A 25,277-nucleotide genomic window follows, 5' to 3' on the forward strand; every position below is an offset into this window, starting at 1 on the left:
AGTATGACACCCTTTGTTGCTGAGATAGTAGGCACTTTCTTATTGATTCTACTGGGATGCGGTGTAAACGCAAACGTATCCCTCAAAGGAACTTTTGGCAGTCAATCCGGATGGATTGTAATTACAACCGGATGGGCGTTTGCCGTATATACCGGGGTTGTAGTTGCCGGCCCTTATAGCGGGGCACATATGAACCCTGCAGTCACTGTTGGACTAGCACTTTCAGGTGACTTTTCAATCTATGATGTCCCCCATTATATCATTGCGCAGTTTATTGGGGCCATGCTTGGCGCTTTTTTCGTTTGGGCGATTCATAAAGATCATTTTGATGCAACCGAAGATGGGAACAGCAAACGGGCAGTATTCTGTAACGCTCCGGCAATACCAAATACTTTCTTGAATGTTTTGACAGAAACCATAGGCACCTTCGTATTGGTTTTTGCGGTACTGTATTTCACCGATGCGACCCTAATGAAAGACAACAGTATTATTGGATTAGGTTCACTTGGTGCACTTCCTGTAGCTCTTATTGTTTGGGGAATTGGCTTATCGCTAGGTGGGACCACTGGGTATGCTATAAACCCTGCACGTGATCTTGGACCAAGAATAGTACATGCACTGGTTCCTATCAAAAATAAAGGTTCAAATGGTTGGGGATATTCATGGATTCCTGTAGTTGGCCCCATTTTGGGTGCCGCTTTGGCCGCTTTTTTGTCTATGTGGTTACAGTAAGTGACCTAGATGCTATTTCTTGGGCGGCAAGGTATGCCCCAGTCCATGCGTTTTGAAAGTTATAACCACCCGTAATCCCATCAACATCGATAATCTCTCCTGCGAAAAATAGGTTAGGGAACAATTTGCTCTCAAATGTCTTGAAATTGATTTCCTTTAAATCTACACCTCCCGCAGTCACGAATTCTTCTTTAAATGTACTTTTCCCTTCCACTTTAAACGAACAAGCCGTAAGTTGTCTTGACAAATTCTTCAATTGTTCCTTGTTCACCTCTCCCCACCTGAGTTCCTTGGATATTCCGGCGGCACCAACTAACCTCATCCATAATCGCTTGGGTAAGGTTAGTGCTTGTGTCCTTGAAACTGTTTTCTTGGCTTCCACTTCTTTTACTTCACGTAAAAACCCTTCCATAGAAGCGGTAGAATACTCTGGCGTCCAATTAACTATGACCCTAAAATTGTATTTATACTTTTCCAAAATTCTTGCCCCCCATGCGGATGATTTCAAAATAGCAGGGCCGCTAAGACCCCAATGAGTAATGAGCACAGGACCTTCTGACTCCAGAACTGGATGTTGCTTGGGTGCACTCTTTAAATCTACGCTAATGGTTGAAGAGAATATTTTCTTGGGAGGAATCTCAATAGAAGCATCGACACTGATTCCAGGTATTCCTTTGATGCGCTCATCATTAATATTAAATGTGAACAATGAAGGCACAGGAGGCACAATGGTATGGCCCATATCTTGTAAAAAACTCCATACCCTGGTATTGCTCCCTGTGGCCAAAAGCAGTATCCGCGTCTCATAGTTCTTATTCATTGTGGATACTTGCCAATTCCCATTTTTCAGCTTCTCAAAACCTTTTACGGAACTGTTTTTTAGAAGTTGGATTCCATGTTTTTCTATCTCATTCAGAAAGCAATCTATAACACATTGAGAGGAATCGCTTTTAGGAAATATCCGGCCGTCTTCCTCAGTTTTGAGTGGCACCCCTCTCTCTTCAAAAAATGCAACAACATCTCCTGGAGCATGGGTATGAAAGGGCCCCAGTAATTCTTTTTGTCCTCTTGGATAGCCATCCACTAGTTCATTCGCATAAAACTTGGCTTGGGTAACGTTGCACCTACCCCCTCCAGATATTTTTACCTTGGAAAGCACTGTTTTTCCCCGTTCAAGAATAGCAATTTTAAGAGTTGGGTTTTTTTGGGCAATTTGAATAGCAGCATAAAAACCTGCAGCACCTCCACCCGCCACAATAACATCGAACATTAATTCACGCGTTCAGGATAATTCGTAATGATTCCATCCACACCATAATCGACCATGCCTTGAATATCGGCAGGTTCATTCACGGTCCAAGTGTAAATCTTAAACCCTTCTTTTTTTATTTGAGCTATATTCTCCGCTGTCAGCTTCTTAAAGTAAGGATTAATGGCGACCGCATTCAATTCTTTTGCTACGCCTATAGCTTTTAGAGGGTCTTCTTCAGTTAATACGGCAATATTTATGGAAGGATTTCGCTCTCGCATTTTTCGCAACTCATCCCATTTAAAACTAGAAATGATGAAGTTATCCAATGACCATCCTCTTTCTCTAACATAATAGTCGATTATGAAGTTTACCCTGTCGGTTGTATTGGCTCCCTTCAATTCAATGTTAAGTGCCACCTTGTTATCAATAAGGTCCAATACCTCCTGTAACATTGGAATCTTGTGATTCCCATCTAAAATCAATTGCTTCACATCAAAAATATTGTATTCCTCAATCCTACCTCCGCTGTTGGCCAAGCGGTCCACTCGTTCATCATGAAAAACTACAATTTCACCACTTTCGATGATGAACACATCAATTTCAATCATATCCACCCCTAAATCCAAGGCTTTTTGAACCGAGGCCAATGTATTTTCCGTTTCATGCCCCATAGCACCGCGGTGTCCGATTACCAAAGGTTTTGAATTCATCATTGTACATGCATTGAAGAGAAACACAATTCCTAAAAATCGCAAAGCAGTTTTCATTCTAGTTGATTTGATGCCTAAAAATACAATTTGGTTAGAAAACGGTTAAAACAAGAATGCTCTAAATCCAGCTGGAAGGGCATTTAAAAATAAGATTAATAATCACAACTTACTTGTATTGTCAAATTGTCAAATAATATTTAATATTTTTATCATATTAACAACCAATTAATTAGCAAACATGTTTTCAAAATCAAACTTGTTGGCCACTCTTGTTGCAGGGGTGGTCATGTTTTTCTTAGGATACCTCATTTGGGGTATTGCTACCGCCGACTTTTTTGAGGAACACTCCTTGGTCAATGTGATGAAGGAAGTACCGAATTTGGGACTAATTGCCCTTGGAAATATTGTTGGGGCTTTTGTATTAAGCTCTTTGTACAGTAAATGGGCAAGAGGACATCATTCTTTAGGTGAGGGTTTTCAATTTGGTGCTTTGATTGGTGCCTTCGTTGGCATTTCCATGGGGCTTATTTGGTATGCTACCGCCAATTGGATGGATATGACCGGTCATATTGCTGAGGCTGTAATAGACATTTTATATTATGGTATAGTCGGAGCCATCATCGCATTGGTATATCAAAAAACAGCCAGTAAGAAATAAGGACAATTAACCGACCTTTAACTGGCGGGCGGGTTGTATATCAATCTGCCCTTTTTTATGATTTCAGACTCAGGATAAGAGATTCCAATGGTTGGATTTCAATATTGATTTTGCCTAAACCTTTCTCGACCATCAATTGGAAAAGTGCATTACCATATAATTCTTCCTTAAGGTCATAGTTTCCATCTTTCAAATCCCATTTTTGAATAAGATGTTCCGGGATTTGTAGTTCAAAACTATAGGTTTTACCTTCCTCGAAGTTTGAAACTATAATGAGTTTTTCATTAGGAGACCATCTTACGTAAGAAAGTACTCTATGATCATAGTTTTCGGTATTTTCCTTGTTGAAGAAATGGATATCCTCATACTCTCCCATCAAGGCTTCACTGGAAATCGTGAAATTCAATAGTCTTTTGTAGAAATCCCGAAGTTGCTTTTCCTGTTTAGAAAGTTGACCTCCATCAAACCTTTTATCATTGATCCAGCGTTGGTGATGAGGCACTCCTATGTAGTCAAAAATTGATGTACGGGTTGGATCTCCAAAACCAGCCTCTTCTGCTCCGGGTTCACCTACTTCTTGCCCAAAGTAAATCATGGTGGGCGAAGTACTTATGGTCGCCGAAACCACCATCGCAGGTTTTGCTAATTCTGCATTTCCTGCAAAGTCTGGACTGGCAATACGCTGTTCGTCATGATTTTCCAAGAAATGTAGCATGTGGTGTTCAATATCCTGAATTCCTTTTTGAACAACGGGAATATGGTCGGTCCAACCGTATCCTTTAATAATGTGTTTGATACTATCATAAAGCTCTACTTTATCATATAGGTAATCCATTTTTCCTTTATGGATATATTCTCGGTACAATTCCGGATTGTACACTTCCGCCAAGAGAAAAGCTTCTGGATTTTTCATCTTGATGTTGGAGTTCATGTAACTCCAAAACTCTACGGGGACCATTTCGGCCATATCAAAACGGAATCCATCTACACCAAAATCCAACCAATACAAGGCGATGTCCCTGAATTTTATCCAAGAATCCGGTATCTTTTTATCCTGCCAAAAGTTATAATGTTCTTGATAGCCTTTGTCCTTATATGATTCAGGTAATTCCTTAAAATCCTTTATTCCATCAGGTCTTACTCCATAATTAACTTTAACCGTCTCATACCAATCGTTGAAATGGGGTTGGGCCAATCTTGACCCATTACCTGTCCACTTGGCTGGAATCTCTTTAAATTTACCATCGGAAAGTACATTGTTTTCACCTCCTAAAGGTTGATAATCTCCATCCCAACTGGGCACTTTGAACTCCTCTCCAACTACGTAGTAGAAATTGTTGTTTACATGATACTCCAAAGACGTGTCATCTTTCGCTCCAAAGTCCAGTACTCCTTCTGGATTGGTAAGGCCTTCGTAGTTTCGTGCCACATGATTTGGCACAATATCAATCAACACTTTCATTCCGGCTTTATGGGTCCTATCCACCAAATCCTTAAACTCCTGCAACCTATTTTCTGGGTTATCGGCAAGGTCAGGATTCACGTTGTAATAGTCTTTAACAGCATAAGGCGAACCTGCTCGTCCTTTCACAACATCGGGGTCATCATTGGAAATACCAAATTCTGTGTAGTCATTAATCACGGCATGATGAGGAATGCCTGTATACCAAATGTGGGTAACTCCTAAGTCTCTTATTTCGGAAAGAGCGGTTTCGGTAAAATCTGAAAACTTTCCAATACCATTATCGTCAATGGTTCCCCATGGCTTATTTGTAGTGTTGGTATTCCCAAAAAGTCTTGTAAATACCTGATAAATCACTGCCTTTCTTTCTGTAATTGATTCCACTTCTTTGGTTTTGATATTTGATTCGCACGCCAGAAAGCCCCCAAGTATCAGAAAAAAACAACCGAAGGCCCATTTTTTCATGCCTGAACTACTTTTCCTGGAGTTAAGGTAACCGTCTTCCCATTCACCAAAACATCTAAATCAGTATCTCCGGTAACCGAAAAACTAGATGTGCCCTTCTCCACCTTGATGGTAATGATTTGTCCCCTGAAATTTACTTTGAAGGCATAGGATTGCCATTGTTCCGGAATTTGTGGTTCAAAAGACAATTGATTGTCCTTGACCCGCATTCCTCCAAAACCTTCCACTATGCTCATCCATGTTCCGGCCATTGAGGTAATGTGCAGCCCTTCCTCTACTTCTTTATTGTAATCGTCCAAATCCAACCTAGAGGTTCTTAAATAAAAGGTATAGGCCTGCTCCATCCGACCCAACTTGGCGGCCTGAATGCTATGGACACAAGGAGACAAAGATGATTCATGGACCGTGAAGGGTTCATAAAAATCGAAATGCTTTTCAAGTTGCCCTTGCGAAAAATGGTCTTCAAAAAAATAAAAACCTTGAAGCACATCTGCCTGTTTAATATATGGTGAGCGTAATATCCTATCCCAGCTCCATTTTTGATTAATTGGCCGTTCCGATTTTGCCAAATCCTTGACACGAATCATTTCCTTGTCCAGAAAACCGTCTTGTTGCAAGTACACGTCATACTTTTCGGAGAAAGGAAAATAAATATTGGATGCCAATTTATCCCATGCATTGGTTTCTGCAACAGTTAATTGAGTTTTACTGATTATCCTAGCGTAATCTTCTGGGTACTCCTTTTCTACTTTCCCTAGTTGTTCGGATGTGTATTCAATACACCACTTGGCCAAATAATTGGTATACCAATTGTTGTTTATGTTATTTTCATATTCATTAGGCCCAGTTACTCCCAACATGACATAGCTTTGCTTGTCTTCGGAATAGTTGAAACGTTGTTGCCAAAAACGAGCTATTCCTATTAATACCTCCAGCCCCATTTTTGGAACATAGCTATAATCATTGGTATAGCGATGATAATTATAGATGGCAAAGGCAATAGCCCCATTTCTATGTATTTCTTCAAAAGTGATTTCCCATTCATTGTGGCACTCTTCACCATTCATCGTAACCATAGGATAAAGTGCTGCGCCATCTTTGAACCCTAACTTCTCAGCATTCTCAATGGCCTTTTCTAGGTGGTTGTACCGATACTCCAGAAGACTCCATGCCACTTCTTGATTTTTTGTAGCCATGTAAAATGGTAGACAATAGGCTTCGGTATCCCAATAGGTACTTCCTCCGTACTTTTCTCCAGTAAATCCTTTAGGGCCTATATTCAATCTGGAATCTTTACCTAAATACGTTTGGTTCAGCTGAAAAATATTAAAACGGATGCCTTGCTGTGCCTTGATATCACCTTCAATTTCAATATCGCTCATTTCCCAAATACTCGCCCAATCTTTCTTTTGCTGTTCAAATAGGCCATCGAATCCAATTTCAGAAGCTTTGTCCAAAGTACTATTGGCGGCATTCCTCAATTCTGAGGAATTATGATTTCTTGAAACAGTGTATCCCCCATATTTTTGAAGCGCAATCTTTTCTCCCTTTTTTGCTTCAACCACAAAACTCATTCCAACTGCTAGTTCATCTTTTTTGTGAACCGGTTCAGTTTCATATGCATTGCCATCCCGATAAAGAGTGGCTTCCATAAAGGTGCAAGTGGCAAAATTGGTTTTTAGGGTGTGGGACTCAATAAAAGCACGATTACCTTCAGAATGGACACGGGTTGTGTTCCAAAACTGGTCATCCCAATTACTGTCCATATTCTTGATCCCACTGTCCAGATATGCGAATGCAGTAATTTCAGCTTCTCTGTTCAAAACTTGAACTTCGTACTTAATTGCTCCCAATTCATCTAGATGTAGGCTTAGAAAACGGGTAGAAACAACTGAAACCTCAATACCATTGGGCATTGTAGCAACGAAGGACCGTTGGTACCAACCTTCCTTCATATTAAGCTGACGTGCAAAGTCTTTTACTTCCCTACATGTGTTTAGGTCCAAAGGTTCTCCATCAATGGATATATCAATACCAATCCAATTGGGTGCGTTCAATACCTTGGCAAAATACTCTGGATACCCATTTTTCCACCACCCGACTCTGGTTTTGTCAGGATAATATACCCCAGCAATATAGCTTCCTTGAAAAGTTTCCCCTGTGTAGGTTTCCTCAAAATTGGCCCGTTGGCCCATAGCGCCATTTCCAATGCTAAAAAGACTTTCGGAAGATTTTACACGTTCTTTGTCAAACCCTTCTTCGATAATTGACCAGGGGTCTGCCTTTATATAATCTTGGTTCATTTGTTAAGTATATGGTAGAAGTTAAGATTGTAGATTGAATTCTAAAGGGACAAACTTAGTTAATTGTTGAGTCTCTTACTACCAAAGTAGGTTCCAAAATTTTGGTTTGAAAAGTTTCTTCCTCTTTTTCACTTTCCACTTTATCAATCAGCATTTGAGCAGAAATCTCACCCATTTTTTCTCCATGCTGAGCTACAACCGTCAAACTAGGATTAGCATACTTGGACAGAAGTCCGTTGGTAAATCCAATCACAGCGACATCATCAGGTATCTTCAAGCCTTTTTCCAAAGCCACCCGCATACTAAAAACAGCAAAAATTTCGTTCACACAGAGAACAGCGTCAAACTCAATGCTATCAAAAAAACTGCGTATACGTTCTTCGTCCATTTCCATGGTAGGGAGTTTGAGGATTCGAGATTCATCAACTTCCAAGCCACTATCTATCAAAGCTTTTCTGTGACCTTGCCCTCTAGCTTTGCTTACACTTAAATAATCATCAGTTGTAATAAGGGCTATTTTCCGTTTTCCTTGCTCAATCAGTTTCTTGGTTGCGAGGTAGCCTCCTAATTTGTCATCTATAATTACCTTATCACAATCAATTTCATTGGTTATCCTATCGAATAAAACTACTGGAATTCCTTGCTCCATTACCTCCTTGAGATGATTGAAATCCTTTTTTGCCTGTGTTTCTGAGGAAAGTGACATTATAAAACCATCAATGCTGCCGTTTGCCAACATCTCCATGTTTATTACTTCTTTGTCAAATGACTCTTCGGAAAGACAAACAATTACATTGTACCCCTTGGCATTCGCATACTTTTCGATACCTCTTATAACCGTAGTAAAAAAATGGTGAACAATATCTGGAATCACAACACCGATATTTTTGGTACGCTTGTTCTTTAAGCTAATAGCAATGTTGTTTGGCTTATAGTTGTACAAACGTGCAAATGCCTGAACCTTTTCCTTGGTATCCCTACTGATTTCTTCGCTGTTCTTCAGCGCCTTGGAAACGGTGGAAATGGAAACTTCAAGTTCCCTTGCTATATCCTTTAATGTGATTTTTGATTTCAATAGTTTATTCTCAAATCTTAAAAAGTAAATGGAAAAATAACCAAAACAGTGTATTAACAGTTCTTTTAGATAAACATTTAACAAAACACTAAGAAGAAATGAAATTCATCAATGAAGGTCGCTAAATCTAGTGATTGAAATAAAATAGTATATTCGTAGGGTATTATTAATTTCGTTAAAAAGCCGCATTATTATTAAGATTTGATTAAATTAGGCCTTAAAGATTTATCAAACCAACATTTTCCCAAACTTATCAACACGAAACCGTTTTCGTTAAACACTGAATAATGCTTAAATTTTGATTAACCTTTTTTTTATATATGTTTAACACTTGAATTGAAATTAACTAAACTTAAAATTAATTATTTATGAAGATTACGCTACTTAGAGGCTTTCTTTTTATTGGGGCATTATTATGTTTCGGTATGGTTAAGGCCCAAACAGTAACCGGTACGGTTTCAGATGCCAGTGGACCTTTGCCGGGAGCCAGTGTTGTAGTCAAAGGCACAACCAATGGTACGCAAACTGATTTTGATGGTAATTATACACTTAATGATGTTGCAGCTGACGCAGTCATCGTTTTCAGTTACATCGGTTTTGCATCACAGGAAATTCCTGTAAATGGACAAACTACAATAAATGTGACCCTTCAAGAAGATGCCAGTCAACTGGATGAAGTTGTAGTTGTCGGTTACGGTACTCAATCAAGAAGAACTTCTGTTGGTGCAGTTGAAAGTGTAAAAGCTGAAGAATTCAACAAAGGTGTAATTGTCAATCCGCAACAATTAATTCAAGGTAAAACTGCGGGGGTGCAGATTTCCGCCACCACTGGTGAACCTGGTGCAGCGGTAAATGTGAGAATTCGTGGTACTGCCTCGGTGCGTTCCAACAATAACCCACTATATGTAGTGGATGGTATTCCATTGAATGGGGGTAATACTTCCGGAGTCTCTGGGGGAGGAAATACCGATATCGGTACAGCCGCCGCTTTGGACCCTTTAAGTTTCCTTAATCCAGCAGATATTGCTAGTATCGACATCTTAAAAGATGCTTCAGCAACAGCTATTTATGGTTCAAGAGGCGCCAATGGTGTCGTCTTGATAACCACCAGAAGTGGTTCTGCTGGGAAAAGTACCTTAGAGTTTTCCTCCACTTTCTCTGTTGGGTATGTACCCAATCAATTGGATTTATTAACTCCTGACCAATTTTTACAAGCACAAACTGACTTGGGTGGAACTGCTTCTGATTTTGATTTTGGCGCTAGGAATTCATGGCAAGACGAAATCTATAGAACATCATTCACCCAGAATTACAACCTGGCCTATGGAGGTGGTAATGATTCTGGAAACTATAGAATCTCCTTTGGGTACCAAGATCAAGAAGGTGAAGTCGAGGACAGTACGTTTGATAGGTTAACGGCAAGATTCAATGCCTCACAGCGATTTTTTGATGACAAATTGAAATTAAGTACACAAGCTACTATTTCGAATATTGAAGCGCAAAGACCTCCAATTGCAGATAACCCCAACGCTCGTGGTGACCTATTGGCAACCACTTGGGCATTTAACCCTACGCAACCAATATTCAATGATGATGGTTCCTTCAACCAACCAACATTTGAAACACGGAACCCTCTAGCCGTGCTTGGTCTAACTAGAAACATCTCAAGTACGTTGAGAGCGTTGATTAACGTTGGGGCTGAATATAAAATTACGGATAACCTTAAATTCAACACGAACATAGGTTTGGACAAGTCCACATCTTCTGCGAATTCAGCTATTTCGAGTTTATTCAATTCCGAACAGACTTTTGGACAAGGTAGAGCTACTTTCTTTGAAGTCGATTTGACTAATACAACATGGGAATCGTATATTAATTACAACAAGAGTTTTGGTCCAAACGACAACGTTCTGGACATTACATTAGGACATTCTTATCAAGAGTTCGTTGCCGAGAACATAACTATTGAGGCAGCAAATTTCAGAACAACTGACCTTTTCCAAATGGTGAATAACCTTGCTTCTGCGCAAACATTCTCAAACCAGAGTTCTTTAACTCGTGATGAATTGCAGTCTTTCTTTCTAAGAACTAATTATTCCATTCAGGGTAAATATAACTTATCTGGTACACTGAGAATTGATGGTTCGTCAAGGTTTGGTGGTAACAACCAATATGGTACTTTTGGTGCTGTAGGAGCAGCTTGGACAATGTCAGAAGAAGACTGGTTCCCAGAGTTCTTTGATAGATTCAAACTTCGTGTGGCATGGGGTGTTACTGGAAACCAAGAAGGATTAGGTGCAAATCAGTTTACCAGACGAGAAAGGTTTAATGTAGGAAATATTGACCAAACCCCACCTGCCACGGGAGGTATAGATAATGGTGGTACCTTTCAACCAGGGGGCACTCTTTTCGTTGCATTCGAGGATCCAGATTTACGCTGGGAAGAAAATGAGCAACTAAATATTGGTTTGGACTTCGCTATTCTAGATAGCAGAGTTAGCGGCTCTTTGGAATACTACAGTAGAATTACCTCTGGTTTCCTTCTTCAGGTACAAAGTGCCCAACCTGCTGTCCAGCCATTTGCTTTTCAAAATGTAGATGGAGAAATCAAAAACTCCGGTGTAGAATTTAACTTAAATGCCACTATCGTTGAGAACGAGGACTTCTCTTGGGATACCAACTTTAACGTAGGTTATAACGACAATATTATCCAAAACTTTACTGGGCAGCCTATTCAAACTGGAGCGATTAATGGTCCTGGTCTGACAGGTGCATTTGCCCAACAATTGGAGAATGGTCAACCACTTTTTAGCTTTTTCTTAAATGATTGGAGAGGCCTGACTCCTGTTGCCGATCCAAACAATATTGGCCCAACTGAGGGTGTAAATATTTTCTTGGATGCAAATGGGGAAGAATCCACAGTTGGAACACCTCGTTTTGTTGGCGAAAGTGCTTTACCGGATGTTACCTTAGGATTTACTCAGAATTTCCGTTACAGAAATTGGGATGCAAGCATCTTTTTCAATGGCCAGTTCGGTCAGTCTATTTACAGTAACAACAGAAATGCATTCTTTGCAATCGGTAACCTTGCACAGGGCCGAAACGTAACAGCCGATGTATTGCCTTTTGTTGGAGCAGAAAACCCGTTGAATATTGCAGAAGTTTCTTCAAGATTCTTGGAAGATGGTTCCTTTTTAAGGCTTCAGAACGTAACTGTAGGACATAACTTCCCACTCCCTGAAGATAGCCTTTTCAGCAGTTTACGTATATTTGCGAGTGGTCAGAACCTTTTTGTTATAACTGACTACAGTGGTCAAGACCCTGAAGTTTCAGTAGACAGGAACCTTAATAATGTTCCTTCTTTAGGGATAGACCTTACAGCATTTCCTAGACCAACAACTTTTTCTTTAGGCTTTAATGCAACTTTTTAATAAAAAAAAATCAAAATGATGAGAAAAAAAATGTTTAAAAAAGGATTGGTCCAATCTCTAGGATTAGCATCGCTACTCCTGTTAGGCCAGTCCTGTACAGATTTGGAAGTTCCTCTTCAAGACTCAGTTTCTGTTGCCCAATCAGATGGTTCGTTTGGAGGTGTTGTGAGTGCTGCTAACTCCTTGGAGTCGCTTTACAATAATCTTGAAAACCTAAATGCGCAAAATAACGAGTATGCCTGTATGGAGGTTGCAGCAAATAATGTTGCTGTTTTAACTAGAGGTGCTGACTGGGGTGATAATGGAGTATGGCGACAATTGCATAATCATACTTGGAATCCTACCCAATTATATGTATTGAATTCTTGGAACAATCGTAACTCCCAGATTCTAGCAGCTACACAGCTTTTAGATCCCGCTAGCTCTGCTGGAAGAACAGCAACGCAAGTTGCACAGGCACAAGTAATAAGAGCCATAAATACATTCATGGTACTTAACTTCTTTGGCCAGGTTCCTTTTAGGGGAGTAAATGATGGTGTTGATGTTGATCCAGCTGTCTTGAGTGCACAAGAGGCATTTGATTTGATTATTTCAGATTTGGACGCAGCGATTTCCAGTGGAGATCTTCATACAGACGGGCCTGACGGTGACCTTTTCACTATTGGAGAGGCTGCTGCTCGCTTTATCAGAGCCAAGGTCAACTTAAATTCTGGTAGTATTCTTGGTGCGGCACCAGCCGGAGCCATGGACGCGGTAATCGCAGATGTAGATGCTATTGAGGATTTTGGGTTCATGTTGGATGATGGCGATGGTCAATACGGTTATTTTGATATCTGGGATTTATCTACCAATGATGAGGTAATCATGGCATTGGATACTGGTACTGGACAAAGGGTATTTAACATGATTCACCCTAACCAAACAGGATGGAACGGTTTTGTAACCCTAACCGAGACCTTTAGGCTTCATGGCACCAATGATGTAGCTGATGATGCTAGGCTTGGATTGGACGGACCGGATTTTAATGGCCTATCTACTGGATACCTGAGGGGACAACAGTTGGACGGTTCTGGAGCCCCACTTCAAGACAGACAAGGAACCGATTTGGTTTACGAAGATGAGCTTTTAACCAGTTTGGAAATCAACAATGAGCGAAACGGAATACGCGTGGTAAAATATCCACAACGTGGAGATGATGGTTTTCCAAGCCCTACAAATGATTTTGTATGGTTGAGATTTGCCGAGGCGCTACTTATGAGAGCTGAAGCGGGTCTTCGCGGTGGTACGGGTGCAGACCCAGTAGCGGACGTCAACCTGATTAGAGAAAGAGCAGGTGTTCCTGCTTTGGGATCTATTACTCTGGAAGAACTCAATGACGAGATTACAAAAGAGTTAAACACTGAGGCTAATATTGCAGGAAACAGAGCGGTACAAATTCGCTTTGGCACTTTCGCAGATACATGGGAAATGAAAACTGTTCAAGATGAGTTCCGTAGGCTTTACCCAATACCAGCTACAGCACTTGGTTCTAACCCAAACTTGGTACAAAACGAAGGTTATTAATAGTAGTTTATCAACCATAATTATAAAGAGGGCTAATTGCCCTCTTTTTTTTTCCATAACCTTCCAGTTTGCTTCCAATATCAGTGTTAATCTACACCAGTGTCTATGATAATTAGATGAAAATTTTTAGCTTTCCGGATTACAGAATTTCATTCAATGTTATATAAATCAATCTTCCCGACATTACTTTTAACAACCGTTTTAATACTCTCCTGTAATACCAAAACGATAAAAGAAGATACCCATGAAAATACCTCTAAACTTTTCTCTCTGCTGAATAGCACCCAAACGGGAATCTCTTTTGAAAACACTGTAGAAAATGAAGAAGACTTCAACATTTTTCTGTATCGAAATTTTTACAACGGCGGAGGTGTTGCTATAGGAGATGTAAACAATGACGGTTTGGCAGATGTTTATTTGACCGCTAACAGGAAGCAAAACAAGCTATTCCTTAACAAGGGGGATTTTACCTTCGAAGATATTTCGAATTCGGCGAGAGTGGAAGGCAACAAAGCTTGGTCCACCGGTGTGGTTTTTGTGGACATCAATTCCGATGGTTTGCTCGATATCTATGTCTGCAATGCCGGAAACATTCAAGGAGACGATCAAAAAAATGAGCTTTTTATCAATAACGGAGACTTGACGTTCACAGAAAAAGCAGAAGAATACAACCTTGCGGATAGTGGTTTTACCACACATGCCGCATTTTTTGACTATGATAAAGACGGAGATTTAGATGTCTACATGTTGAACAACAGCTTTATCCCTGTTGCCAGTTTAGGTTACGATAATAAAAGGGATGTTAGGGCAGAAGACTGGAATGTTATTGACGAAATTAAAGGTGGTGGAGATAAACTATTACGAAACGACGGTGGCGTTTTCAAGGATGTAAGTGAAGAAGCCAACATTTATGGCAGTCTTATCGGTTTTGGTCTTGGAGTTACAGTAGGCGATGTTAACGAGGATTTTTATCCAGATATTTATGTGTCCAATGATTTTTTTGAACACGATTATCTCTACATAAACAATCAGGATGGGACCTTTACCGAAAGCATAAAAGAATGGACGAATCATTTAAGTCTGTTCTCCATGGGAGCGGACATGGCTGATATAAATAATGATGGAAAGTCGGATATATTCGTAACGGATATGTTACCGGAAAGTGATGAACGTCTGAAAACGACAACAACTTTTGAAACATATGATATTCATCAGCGTAAACTATTAAACGACTACTATTACCAGTTTATGCAAAACACTTTACAGTTGAATCTGGGAGGTTTCTTTTCCGAAGTTGCGCATTACAGTGGTATTTCAAAAACGGATTGGAGCTGGGGCGCCTTGTTGTTTGATATGGACAATGACGGTTATCGCGATGTGTTTGTTTGTAATGGTATTTATCACGATCTCACCAATCAAGATTTTATTGATTTCTTTGAAGATGTTACTAGACAACAAACCGCTGTTTATGGGAACAAAGAGCAAAAGGATGCGGTAATCAACGCAATGCCTTCAAAACCAATTCCGAATTACGCATTTAAAAACAATCAAGATTTGACTTTTACCAACCGTTCGGAAGATTGGGGTCTGGCTACTCCTAGTTTTTCCAATGGCGCAGCCTATGGCGATTTGGACAATGATGGTGATTTAGATTTAGTGGTAAACAATGTAAATCAACAACTTTTTGTTTACAGAAACAACAGTGAAACGCTAGGCAACAATTACCTAAAAATTGAATTGAAAGGAGAAAATCCCAACACACGAGGAATAGGAAGTCTTGTTGAAATATTTTCAAATGAAGAAATCATTCAGCAAGAAATGATTCCTTCCAGAGGATTCCAATCATCAATTGATTATATAATGACCATCGGCCTTGGGAAAAGTAGTCCAGATTCCTTAAGAATCATTTGGCCCAACGGAATGTATCAGACTTTGAAAAATGTAGAGCCCAACACCCAGATTACATTGAATCAAACCGATGCTTCGCAAAAGTATTCCCCTTCGATAAAAGAAAAGACCGTATTACTAGCCGAAGTATCTTCAAAGCTACCCAAGCATATAGAGGATAAACATGTCGATTATGATTACGAAGGACTTATCACTAAAATGCTATCGCAAGAAGGCCCAACAGTTTCCATTGCTGACATTGATAATGATGGGGATGAAGATGTTTTTATGGGAGGATCTAGGGGAGCGGCTGCCAAATTACTATTCCACCAAAACAATGGAAACTTAGAACTAACTTTTTCACAAGATATCTTTCGAGAAGATAGAAGATATGAAGATACAGCTTCTGCATTTGTAGATATAGATGGTGATGGGGATATGGATCTTGTAGTGGCCTCAGGGGGAAATATTCCGGATAATCGCGTTTCCCCTAAAAACCGAATTTATGTAAATGATGGAAAGGGGAACTTCACTAAAAGTAATAATACAATTCCAAGTTTAAGCAACAATGTATCTGTAATTGCCTCCTATGATTATGACGAAGATGGTGATCAAGATCTTTTTATAGGAAGTAGAAGCGTCCCTGGAATTTACGGTGTAAATCCAGAACACTTATTTCTAGAGAATGATGGAGACGGAAACTTTTCGAACGTTACCGAAAACAAAGCCTTCCATCTTAAAAATATTGGAATGGTCACCGACGCCATTTGGACTGATTATGACGGTGATTCGAAAAAAGACCTAATTATCACCACCGATTGGGGCTCAATCAAAGTTTTCAAGAATAATGGAAGGAGATTAAGTCCAAGGGAAACCAGTTTGGATAGTTTGTCCGGTTGGTGGAACACAATTTATGCTGAAGACTTGGATGCAGATGGAGATATGGACTTCGTCCTCGGGAACCAAGGAAGCAATTTTAGCTATAAAGCGGATACCTCCTCTCCTTTAAAGATGTTTGTCAACGATTTTGATGATAATGGAACAATAGAGCAATTGTTCACAAAGAATTATAATGGCAAAGATGTCCCGATAACTCTGAAAAGGGAACTAACCGCACAACTAAATTCCTTAAAAAAAGAAAATCTCAAGTTTTCAGATTTTGCTACCAAGAGTGTGGAAGAACTGATAGATACCACTATTTTGAAAAAATCCATTATTAAGGAAATAAATACAACACAAACTGTTGTCGCCCTTAATGAAGGAAATGGGCAGTTCAAGGTAGTAAGCCTACCAAAAGAGGTTCAGTTTTCCTGTGTTTGCGATGTGAACTGTACCGATATCAATGGCGATGGAAACTTGGATTTGATTATTGGTGGAAACAACTATGACTTCAAACCACAATTCAGCAGATTGGATGCCAGCTATGGTGGCGTTCTTTTAGGTTCTGGTGATGGAAGCTTTGATTGGACTCCTTATGACGAATCCGGATTTTATGTGAAAGGCGAGATTAAACATCTCTCCAAATTTAAAGACAAGAATGGTAAAGAGTTTTTATTCGTAGCCATTAACAATGAAGCCCCAAGAGTATTTGAGTTTAATAGGGATTGATGTAGAAAGGAATAAAAATGTAAACGTTTACATTTTTATTTGTAGTTTTACATCCGTTCGCAAATGCTCTCTAAAGTAAGTACCTACATATTATGTATCGCCGTGCTCTTAGGCACCCTAATGGGTTACATCTCTCCCGCCCTAGCTTTGGCAGCAGGTATGGTTTCGGGAATCTTTAAAATTGCTAACGACGATTTTGTTCAAAAAAGTAAAAAATTCCAAAAACTTCTCTTACAACTATCCGTGGTTGGCCTTGGTTTTGGAATACATATGCAGCAGGCTGTGGAAGTTGGCTCGAACAGCTTTTTTATAACATTGATTACGATTGTCTGCACATTCATCATAGCATTTGCTATTGGAAAAATTCTCAAATCAGAGCGTATAACCACAATTTTGGTAGCCTCAGGAACAGCAATTTGTGGAGGCAGCGCTATTGCCGCAGTAAGCCCGAGCCTAAAGGCAGACTCATCACAAACATCAATTTCGTTGGCCATTGTATTTCTTCTCAATGCAATTGCCCTGTTTATTTTTCCATATATAGGCCATTATTTTGGTTTGGACCAAAGTCAGTTTGGAACGTGGAGCGCCATTGCTATCCATGATACTAGTTCCGTAGTGGGGGCTGCCGAGGTTTACGGCAATGAGGCTTTGAATATTGCCACAACTACTAAACTCGTTAGAACATTATGGATCATTCCGTTGGTTTTAATAATTTCTTTTGGTTCCAATTCAAAGGAAAGATTTGCCTTTCCTTGGTTTATCTTCGGATTTATTGGTGCTATGCTTATTAGTTCATATGTCCCAGAAGCAGGTCAAGTAAGTGAAAGTATTGTTTGGATTGCTAGGAAGGCCCTTATCTTCACTCTATTCTTAATTGGAATGCAAATCAACATTGCCCAACTAAAAAAATTGGGCTTTAACATTCTTATAGTAGGTATCACCACCTGGATTGTGTTAGGCGCAATTTCCCTTTTCTACGTTTTAAATTATTTGTAAAATACATCATGGGAGGTATAAAGGAAATAGCAAAAATGACCGGGGTTTCCCTCGCCACTGTTTCCCGCGTCTTCAACAATAGCGCCTTGGTCTCTCCCAAAACACGTGAAAAAGTCTTAAAAGCGGCAAAAGATATCGACTACAGGCCAAATGTAATGGCCGCCGCCCTGCGCAGTGGAAAAAGTAAAATCATCGGGGTTATCGTTCCAGAGGTTAATAACTCTTTCTTCAGCGATATCATCAATGGTATTGAAGGTGTTGTAAGTGATTCGGGTTTTAACATCATCATTTCACAAACCCATGAAAAACAGGAAAGAGAAAATGCCGCACTAAACTCACTTTTGGAACTCAATGTAGATGGTATATTGATGTCCATTTCAAAGGAAACAAAAGATTACACCCAGATTCAAAAAATAATTGATAGCAAAACGCCTATTGTTTTTTTTGACCGGCGCCCTACACTTGATGCTATCAATGCAGTTCTACTTAATAATTACCTAGGGGCATATATAGCAACTGAACATCTTATCGATATGGACTGCGAAAATATCTTGCATATCGCGGGCAACCCCGATGTAAGTATTTTTGAAGAAAGAAAGAAAGGTTTCGTAGCTGCGGCTCAAAAACATCGTGTCCAGTATTTGGTGAACCATCTTCCCAATATCAAATCAAACCCAGAAGAAGATTTAAACAGTCTAAAAGACATATTAAAAAAGCACCCTAATATAGATGGTATTTTTGCCTATGGTGATGAAATGGCCATCCACTTGCTCAATTTGTTGAACACCTTAAAGATTGAAGTTCCCAAACAGGTAAAATTAATAGGTTTTGGCAACGCCAACTTTAGTGCACTGACACAACCTAGTTTAAGCTCAATAGATCAAGAAAGCTCTCTAATGGGTGAGCTTTCGGCGAACCTGCTACTTCAAAATCTGAAGAGAAAAACAAAACCCACAGCAAAAGTGTTATCCCCGAAACTCATTCGGCGAGAGTCCACCAAAAACCTTGATCAATAGTTAAGAAACTGTTGAATTTGCTTTTGAAGGGTCTCTATGGCTTCATCATTTACTGAGTTATCCTCCGAATTGAGCATTTTATAAATAGAAGAGATTGGATTTTTATTAGGATGGACATGAATTCCTAAATGATTCAATACTTCTGCCAAATGATCCATCCCTCTAAGATTTCCAGCCCTGCCTGAAGCAATACCAGTGATACAAGCTTTTTTATCGGCAAAACTTGTTTTATACTCCCTAACGGACATTGAATCCAAGAGAAGTTTAACAATTCCTGGATAACTTCCGTTGTACTCCGGAATAAAAAACCAAAACTTACCCGCTGGTATAAAGTATTCGTCTTGAATATGTTGAACTACTTCGGGTTGTTCTGAATCTTTGTACATAGACACGTTGACCACATTTCCCGCAAATTCGGAGATGTCCAGAAACTTTACTTCCTCATTTGCCATTTTCTTCAATTCTTCAAATACGTATTTGGCAAAGTGTATGGTCTTATTATTCTTTCGATTTGATCCCGAGATAATCGTTATCATTTTCGTTACGGTTTTATTAGATGCAATTTATGGGCAATATTATGAAATTTTATAATGTAAACGTTTACATTTTTGGTTTAATTGGTTAAATTTGACTCCAATTGAGAATTATACAATGTATATGGCCTTAACCAAAGAAACCATTTCTCCCTTAATTATTGGTACCATGCGATTGGGTACTTGGGGAAGCCAGTTATCCACTTCCGAATATGAAAAATTCATCGAAGGATGTCTGGAACTCGGTCTTAAGGACTTTGACCATGCTGATATTTATGGACATTACACTACCGAAGAAGATTTTGGAAACGTACTGAAATCCAGAAATGATTTAAGGGAAAAAATGCGAATTACCACCAAATGTGGTATTAAGCTGATTTCACATAACAGGCCTAATCACAACGTCAAATCGTATGACCTCTCCCCAAAACATATTTTGGAATCTGTGGATTTGTCATTGGAGAATTTAAAAACAGATTACATTGACGTCTTGTTGTTGCATAGACCTGATTATCTGTTTAATCCGCATGAGATAGCAGAGGTTTTTGAAAAACTAAAACAATCTGGAAAGGTATTGGAGTTTGGGGTATCAAACTTTTCACCTTCACAGTTTGATTTGTTGCATGCCATCACGCCTTTGGTAACCAACCAGGTAGAGATTTCAGTTTTACAAAGAAGTGCATTTGAAGATGGAACCTTGGACCAATGTCTGAAACACAATGTCATTCCAACGGCATGGTCTCCTCTGGGAGGAGGAAGCTTGTTTGGAAAGACCACGTCTCAGGAGATGGAGGCAATTAAAAATGTTCTGAATACACTGGGTGAAAAATATGATGCTGCTCATGATCAGATTTTATATGCCTGGCTCAGAAAACATCCAGCAGGCATCATTCCCGTTTTAGGGACTTCAAAATTGGAACGAATACAAACAGCCCACAAAGCACTTGATATCAACCTTACCCATGAAGAGTGGTACATGCTTTGGGAAGCTGCAATAGGAAGAGAAATTGATTAAAAATAAAATAATGGATAATTCAAAAATAACAATTCGATCACCTCATCTCGAAGGAGCTGAAGTTTCTTGGTTTGCACCTATTTGTAATGGTGATGACAGATATTTGGGTGAAAGAAGCATGGACTACAAAAGTACATTTGAAAATGCTTCAGAAATCTTGTTGACCGCCGATAAAAATGGTTTTAGAAATATTCTGTGCCCGTCGTCCTATCAAGTAGGTCAGGACACACTGCCTTTTGTTTCTGCAGTGGCGCCAATGACCCAACAAATCAATATGCTGGCCGCTGTTCGTTGTGGAGAAATCCATCCAGCTATGCTCGGCAGGACCCTATCCACGATTGACCATATTCTTAAAGGTCGATTTACCATCAATATTATTTCATCTCCGCTTCCTGGTGAAGAAAGCATGTCCTCTGAAGACCGTTACCAGCGATCCAGGGAGGTCATTGAAATCCTAAAACAGGGATGGACCCAAGATGAAATAGACTATCAAGGTCAATTCTATAGCATGAAAGTCCCTTCACTGCCAATGAAATCCTATCAAAATGGTGGCCCATTGCTATACTTTGGGGGATATTCACCAGCTGCTGTTGAGCTATGTGCTGAACATTGTGATGTCTACTTGATGTGGCCAGAGACTGAGGAAAACCTTAGAAAGCTTATGGAAAACATGAGTGCGAAAGCTGCAACTTATGGCCGAAAAGTGGATTTTGGACTTCGTGTTCATGTTGTGGTTAGAGAAACTGAGGAAGAAGCACGGGAATATGCAGATAGCATTGTGTCCAAACTCGAGGTAGAACAAGGAAAAGAGATACGGGAAAGGGCTTTGGACGCAAAGTCCTACGGGGTAAGTAGACAGGCACAGATGAGGGAGCTTTCCGAGGATGATGGTTACGTAGAACCTCATATGTGGACTGGTATTGGTAGAGGACGTTCAGGTTGTGGAGCTGCCTTGGTTGGAAACCCTGACCAAATTGTTGAGAAGCTCAATAGATATATGGATATGGGTATTCGAGCTTTTATCTTCTCTGGGTATCCCCATAAAGAAGAGTGTGAGCGTTTTGCCAAGTTGGTATTGCCCAAACTAAAAACCTTCTCCATGCCAATAGTACAAGGAAAAGTAGGCGCTGAAGAACCTTCTACTCCCCTTGCCGCTGGAGTGAGAATATAGCAGATATCTAGGGCTTTTATTGAAAACAAAATAGTATATTGGGTAGTTAAATAGTATTTCCATAACCGACCTTTTTCCTATACCTATGATTAAACATCTTTGTAATTTGGATTCATGTGCTATGGAACTAACTTCTATAACCACCTAGTATATGATTGATTTACTTATTGTAAGTGCCTATTTTATTATCGTTTTTGTAACTGCGATTACGGGCAGAACCTCTAAAGAAGCTACGACCGAGGAATATTTTTTAAGTGGAAGAAACTTGAGATGGCCCTCAATTGCCTTTTCAACAATTGCCACTAATGTTCAAGGGTATCAGTTTCTTGGTTTCATGGGTTCCGCCTATCTCTATGGATTGGCTCAGGCCAACTTTGAAATAAATGCCATTCAAGGTCTTTTGTTGGCTGCGTTCATCTTTGTTCCCATGTATTTACGGGAAAAAATCATTACGATTACGCAGTTTATTAAAACCAGATTGGGTAGTACGGTTGCCCTTTTGTATTCCGGCTCGAACATATTGCTATTCTCGACAATCACCTTAGGTGCGGCTCTCTTCTGGGGGGCTTACTCAGTTGATTTGGTATTTGGTGATTACCTATCGTTCATCCATCAAGATAGATTGATTCGGATAGCGATTCTCATTCTTTTTCTAGGGCTATTCTCAGCTACCTATACCTATTTTGGCGGGTTGGCGGCAGTGGTACGTACCGATGTTATCCAGTTCGCTATTTTATTGACTGGAGGTGTTGTGGTAATGTTTATTGCGATTTATCACCTAGGCGGATGGTCCCAGCTCTATGAAAAGACAGGGCATTTGATGCACTTACATTTACCAGCTGATCACGATACATTACCTTGGATACATATTTTTGGAGCTTTCCTATTGAATATTAATTACTGGTGTGCCAATCAATCCGTTGTTCAACGTTCGTTGGCCGCCAAAAGTCTGAAAGATGTTCAAATCGGTCTCATGGTAGGTGGACTTATGAAGTATTTCATGGCTGCCATTATCATCTTGCCAGGTATAGCACTCGTAGGAATTTTGGGTGATAACGGCCTTCCAGAACCAGACGCAGCTTTTCCCTATTTGGTAAATACATATCTACCAGTAGGAGTAAAAGGTCTCATTCTTTGTGCCCTGTTCGCTTCATTGATGAGTACGGTAGATTCTACCTTTAATTCTCTGGCTACATTATGGTCCATCGACATTTACAAAGTGTATGTGAACAAGAATGCCTCGGACCAACAAGTGGTTCGTTCTGGGAAAAGAGCCATATTGATTTCATTCATATCTGGTGTTATTATCGGAATTGTGCTCCTATATCTCAAGTTCCAAGATCCTGGTGCGGCCTTTACCCATACGTTGAACCAGCTTAGGTACTTCATTAACTGCGGTATCGTAGTACTTATTTCAGCGGCTGCGTTCTTGGCATTTCCTAAACACAGAGTGGCACTGTTTGGCTTCTTGGCAACCGTTCCCCTACAATTCTTCTTTTTGGAGTTTTTCCCCGATATGAACTACTTCATAAGGGCTATGTGGGTGATTTTGATTGGATTTACCATTATTTGGATAGGGTCTAGAACCGGTTTTGTTAGAGATAAGCTCAGGGCCGAACCAGCTTCTCCCATGTTAGGTAAAGCTGGTATTGGTATGCTGTTATCCCTTATCGCATTGCACATCATATTCCATTAGATTTAGATGAATAGAAGGCGTTTTATATCCCAAACCTCATTAACCTCATTCGCCACTATATTAGGTGCAGATATTGTTTTTGGAAACAATTTACCTAAAGGGTATACTCCTTTAGCCCTGCAAGACACGGACCCTTTCAAATTATTCGACAAGGATTCAGGAATGTCCGTGCTCAACAACAAGCCCTGGAACATTGAGGCCAAAGCCCACTTATTGGATGATAAAGTAACTCCAAACAAGTACATGTTCATTCGCAACAATGGGCTGATACCTGAAAATATTGATGCCAAGAGTTGGAAATTGACCATCGATGGAGAATCTGTTTCAAAACCAAAAACCTACACCCTAGATGAGTTAAAGTCCAAATTCCAACACCATACCTATCAACTGACTTTGGAATGCGGAGGTAATGGCAGAAGCGAGTTCAATCCCCCTGCAAAGGGAAATCAATGGACAGTGGGAGCTGTTTCTTGTGCCAATTGGACCGGAGTTCGTTTAAAAGATGTTTTACAAGATGTAGGTTTCAAAGAAAATGCGGTTTACATAGGATATCATGCAGCTGATATTCATCTTAGCCGGAATCCTGAGAAGGAACCTATTTCCCGTGGAGTACCTATGGCAAAAGCATTGCAAGACGAAACCTTGTTAGCATTTCAAATGAATGGAAAAGACATTCCCCTGGTACATGGTTATCCTCTTCGATTGATTGCAGGAGGTTGGCCAGCATCCGCTTCTGGTAAATGGGTTAACCGACTTAGCATTCGGGACAAAGTCCATGATGGAGCTAAAATGACAGGGACCTCATATAGGGTACCGTGCGAACCGGTTGCTCCTGGGGAAAAAGTGGCTGATGAAGATATGTGCATTATCGAATCCATGCCAGTTAAATCTTTGATTACCTATCCAAAGTCTGGAGCCATCATCAAAAAAGGACAAGCACTGAACATTCGAGGGCATGCTTGGGCGGGAGAGCTTGAAGTTCAAAGTATGGAGTACTCCATAGATTTCGGCTCCACCTGGCATTCGTGTTCGCTGCAAAAACCTGCCAATCGATTGGCATGGCAAAATTTTAGTGCTTCCATCAACCATTTCCCAAAAAAAGGATATTATGAGGTTTGGGCCCGAGCCAAAGATTCCAATGGAAAAAGCCAACCCATGCTTTTACCAGGATGGAACCCAAAAGGCTATTTAAACAATGCTTGTCATCGAATTGCAATAAAAGTTTCCTGATATGTCTTTTGAGAATCGTTTTAAAAGTCAGGTTGAAACACTTTACAGGAAATTGATTATCGGTTTCAGTATCATCTTGCTTTGCATTTTTTCTTTGCTGTACGTAATTCTGAACCCTTCCGTTTTTGAAAGACAACCTGATAAAACAGATTTGGTCGATATTCAAGAAGTGGAGGAAGATTTGATTGAAAATGGAATCCATGTTGCGACGGGCTTTGTTGATGGTGATGGATTGACAGAAGTTATTCAAAATTGTACTAACTGCCATTCTGCCAAATTGGTCACCCAAAATAGAATGTCCAAAGAAGGTTGGGTGGCTACCATTCGTTGGATGCAGGAAACCCAGAACTTATGGGACCTAGGTAATAACGAAGAGATTATTGTCAACTATCTGGCTACAAATTATGCCCCTGACAAGAAAGGACGTCGTGATATTCTGACCGATATTGATTGGTATACTTTGGAAGAGTAGTT

At 39.9% G+C, this 25,277-nt stretch carries 18 protein-coding genes; 12 read left to right on the forward strand and 6 right to left on the reverse strand.

The genetic code is table 11. The features are described 5' to 3' along the window. Positions 1-3 precede the first annotated feature (3 nt). Positions 4-732, forward strand: a complete 729-nt coding sequence (locus tag CLV81_RS02325; protein ID WP_106143450.1) for an MIP/aquaporin family protein — start codon at positions 4-6, stop codon at positions 730-732. Here the strand turns inward: CLV81_RS02325 and CLV81_RS02330 are convergent. Further along, positions 716-2,002, reverse strand: a complete 1,287-nt coding sequence (locus CLV81_RS02330; protein WP_106143451.1) for a BaiN/RdsA family NAD(P)/FAD-dependent oxidoreductase — start codon at positions 2,000-2,002, stop codon at positions 716-718. The two genes, CLV81_RS02325 and CLV81_RS02330, sit on opposite strands and share 17 nt — an antisense overlap. Next, on the reverse strand, positions 2,002-2,751 hold the full coding sequence (locus tag CLV81_RS02335; protein WP_170068319.1) for a glycerophosphodiester phosphodiesterase: 750 nt from the start codon (positions 2,749-2,751) through the stop codon (positions 2,002-2,004). Before CLV81_RS02335 ends, CLV81_RS02330 begins: the two co-directional genes overlap by 1 nt. Positions 2,752-2,932: 181 nt before the next feature. On the opposite strand from CLV81_RS02335, the gene CLV81_RS02340 reads away from it, so the two are divergent. After that, complete coding sequence (locus CLV81_RS02340) at positions 2,933-3,352, forward strand: hypothetical protein (protein WP_106143452.1); 420 nt, start codon at positions 2,933-2,935, stop codon at positions 3,350-3,352. A 55-nt stretch (positions 3,353-3,407) separates the two neighbouring features. Here the strand turns inward: CLV81_RS02340 and CLV81_RS02345 are convergent, their stop codons facing one another. Genes CLV81_RS02345 through CLV81_RS02355 form a run of 3 tightly spaced genes read right to left on the reverse strand, consistent with a single transcriptional unit; the run spans position 3,408 to position 8,657 of the window. Further along, positions 3,408-5,279, reverse strand: coding sequence for an alpha-amylase family protein (locus CLV81_RS02345; RefSeq protein ID WP_106143453.1), 1,872 nt, complete (start codon positions 5,277-5,279; stop codon positions 3,408-3,410). Further along, entirely contained in the window at positions 5,276-7,582 is a 2,307-nt protein-coding gene (locus tag CLV81_RS02350) for a glycoside hydrolase family 65 protein (protein WP_106143454.1), read from the reverse strand. Before CLV81_RS02350 ends, CLV81_RS02345 begins: the two co-directional genes overlap by 4 nt. 55 nt (positions 7,583-7,637) lie before the next feature. Beyond that, positions 7,638-8,657: a LacI family DNA-binding transcriptional regulator gene (locus tag CLV81_RS02355; RefSeq protein ID WP_106143455.1), complete on the reverse strand. Its 1,020-nt coding sequence runs from the start codon at positions 8,655-8,657 to the stop codon at positions 7,638-7,640. Between the two features lie 368 nt (positions 8,658-9,025). Between CLV81_RS02355 and CLV81_RS02360 the strand changes: the two genes are divergently transcribed. The 5 genes from CLV81_RS02360 to CLV81_RS02380 all read left to right on the forward strand — a co-directional run bounded on the left by CLV81_RS02360 (position 9,026) and on the right by CLV81_RS02380 (position 19,158). Then, positions 9,026-12,088, forward strand: a complete 3,063-nt coding sequence (locus CLV81_RS02360; RefSeq protein WP_106143456.1) for a SusC/RagA family TonB-linked outer membrane protein — start codon at positions 9,026-9,028, stop codon at positions 12,086-12,088. A 15-nt stretch (positions 12,089-12,103) separates the two neighbouring features. Beyond that, the gene (locus CLV81_RS02365) at positions 12,104-13,651 is read left to right on the forward strand and encodes a RagB/SusD family nutrient uptake outer membrane protein (protein WP_106143457.1); all 1,548 of its coding nucleotides are present in this window, start codon (positions 12,104-12,106) and stop codon (positions 13,649-13,651) included. Positions 13,652-13,807: 156 nt separating this feature from the next. Further along, positions 13,808-17,146: a VCBS repeat-containing protein gene (locus tag CLV81_RS02370; protein ID WP_106143458.1), complete on the forward strand. Its 3,339-nt coding sequence runs from the start codon at positions 13,808-13,810 to the stop codon at positions 17,144-17,146. 63 nt (positions 17,147-17,209) lie between these two features. Next, complete coding sequence (locus CLV81_RS02375) at positions 17,210-18,142, forward strand: YeiH family protein (RefSeq protein ID WP_106143459.1); 933 nt, start codon at positions 17,210-17,212, stop codon at positions 18,140-18,142. Positions 18,143-18,150: 8 nt separating this feature from the next. Continuing rightward, on the forward strand, positions 18,151-19,158 hold the full coding sequence (locus CLV81_RS02380; RefSeq protein WP_106143460.1) for a LacI family DNA-binding transcriptional regulator: 1,008 nt from the start codon (positions 18,151-18,153) through the stop codon (positions 19,156-19,158). On the opposite strand, the gene CLV81_RS02385 is transcribed toward CLV81_RS02380, so the two are convergent. Next, positions 19,152-19,694: an NADPH-dependent FMN reductase gene (locus CLV81_RS02385; RefSeq protein ID WP_106143461.1), complete on the reverse strand. Its 543-nt coding sequence runs from the start codon at positions 19,692-19,694 to the stop codon at positions 19,152-19,154. The two genes, CLV81_RS02380 and CLV81_RS02385, sit on opposite strands and share 7 nt — an antisense overlap. A gap of 121 nt (positions 19,695-19,815) precedes the next feature. Here CLV81_RS02385 and CLV81_RS02390 point away from each other — a divergent pair, with 121 nt between their 5' ends. The 5 genes from CLV81_RS02390 (at position 19,816) to CLV81_RS02410 (ending at position 25,275) form a co-directional block, all read left to right on the forward strand. Continuing rightward, positions 19,816-20,706, forward strand: coding sequence for an aldo/keto reductase (locus CLV81_RS02390; RefSeq protein WP_211297982.1), 891 nt, complete (start codon positions 19,816-19,818; stop codon positions 20,704-20,706). Between the two features lie 10 nt (positions 20,707-20,716). Beyond that, a complete protein-coding gene (locus CLV81_RS02395) occupies positions 20,717-21,877 on the forward strand; it encodes an LLM class flavin-dependent oxidoreductase (RefSeq protein WP_106144875.1) in 1,161 nt (386 codons plus the stop codon). Positions 21,878-22,028: 151 nt separating this feature from the next. Continuing rightward, positions 22,029-23,573, forward strand: coding sequence for an SLC5 family protein (locus CLV81_RS02400; protein ID WP_106143463.1), 1,545 nt, complete (start codon positions 22,029-22,031; stop codon positions 23,571-23,573). A 6-nt stretch (positions 23,574-23,579) separates the two neighbouring features. After that, a complete protein-coding gene (locus CLV81_RS02405; protein WP_106143464.1) occupies positions 23,580-24,803 on the forward strand; it encodes a sulfite oxidase in 1,224 nt (407 codons plus the stop codon). 1 nt (position 24,804) lies between these two features. After that, positions 24,805-25,275: a monoheme cytochrome C gene (locus CLV81_RS02410; protein WP_106143465.1), complete on the forward strand. Its 471-nt coding sequence runs from the start codon at positions 24,805-24,807 to the stop codon at positions 25,273-25,275. The last annotated feature ends 2 nt before the right edge of the window (positions 25,276-25,277 follow it).

Source organism: Flagellimonas meridianipacifica (assembly GCF_003001695.1).
Classification (GTDB): Bacteria; Bacteroidota; Bacteroidia; order Flavobacteriales; family Flavobacteriaceae; genus Flagellimonas; species Flagellimonas meridianipacifica.

Bases quoted from the DNA above. Each gene is read 5' to 3' on its own strand.
- CLV81_RS02325 (WP_106143450.1), top strand. From the start codon at position 4: ATGACACCCTTTGTTGCTGAGATAGTAGGCACTTTCTTATTGATTCTA.
- CLV81_RS02330 (WP_106143451.1), bottom strand. From the start codon at position 2,002: ATGTTCGATGTTATTGTGGCGGGTGGAGGTGCTGCAGGTTTTTATGCT.
- CLV81_RS02335 (WP_170068319.1), bottom strand. From the start codon at position 2,751: ATGAAAACTGCTTTGCGATTTTTAGGAATTGTGTTTCTCTTCAATGCA.
- CLV81_RS02340 (WP_106143452.1), top strand. From the start codon at position 2,933: ATGTTTTCAAAATCAAACTTGTTGGCCACTCTTGTTGCAGGGGTGGTC.
- CLV81_RS02345 (WP_106143453.1), bottom strand. From the start codon at position 5,279: ATGAAAAAATGGGCCTTCGGTTGTTTTTTTCTGATACTTGGGGGCTTT.
- CLV81_RS02350 (WP_106143454.1), bottom strand. From the start codon at position 7,582: ATGAACCAAGATTATATAAAGGCAGACCCCTGGTCAATTATCGAAGAA.
- CLV81_RS02360 (WP_106143456.1), top strand. From the start codon at position 9,026: ATGAAGATTACGCTACTTAGAGGCTTTCTTTTTATTGGGGCATTATTA.
- CLV81_RS02365 (WP_106143457.1), top strand. From the start codon at position 12,104: ATGATGAGAAAAAAAATGTTTAAAAAAGGATTGGTCCAATCTCTAGGA.
- CLV81_RS02370 (WP_106143458.1), top strand. From the start codon at position 13,808: ATGTTATATAAATCAATCTTCCCGACATTACTTTTAACAACCGTTTTA.
- CLV81_RS02375 (WP_106143459.1), top strand. From the start codon at position 17,210: ATGCTCTCTAAAGTAAGTACCTACATATTATGTATCGCCGTGCTCTTA.
- CLV81_RS02380 (WP_106143460.1), top strand. From the start codon at position 18,151: ATGGGAGGTATAAAGGAAATAGCAAAAATGACCGGGGTTTCCCTCGCC.
- CLV81_RS02385 (WP_106143461.1), bottom strand. From the start codon at position 19,694: ATGATAACGATTATCTCGGGATCAAATCGAAAGAATAATAAGACCATA.
- CLV81_RS02390 (WP_211297982.1), top strand. From the start codon at position 19,816: ATGGCCTTAACCAAAGAAACCATTTCTCCCTTAATTATTGGTACCATG.
- CLV81_RS02395 (WP_106144875.1), top strand. From the start codon at position 20,717: ATGGATAATTCAAAAATAACAATTCGATCACCTCATCTCGAAGGAGCT.
- CLV81_RS02400 (WP_106143463.1), top strand. From the start codon at position 22,029: ATGATTGATTTACTTATTGTAAGTGCCTATTTTATTATCGTTTTTGTA.
- CLV81_RS02405 (WP_106143464.1), top strand. From the start codon at position 23,580: ATGAATAGAAGGCGTTTTATATCCCAAACCTCATTAACCTCATTCGCC.
- CLV81_RS02410 (WP_106143465.1), top strand. From the start codon at position 24,805: ATGTCTTTTGAGAATCGTTTTAAAAGTCAGGTTGAAACACTTTACAGG.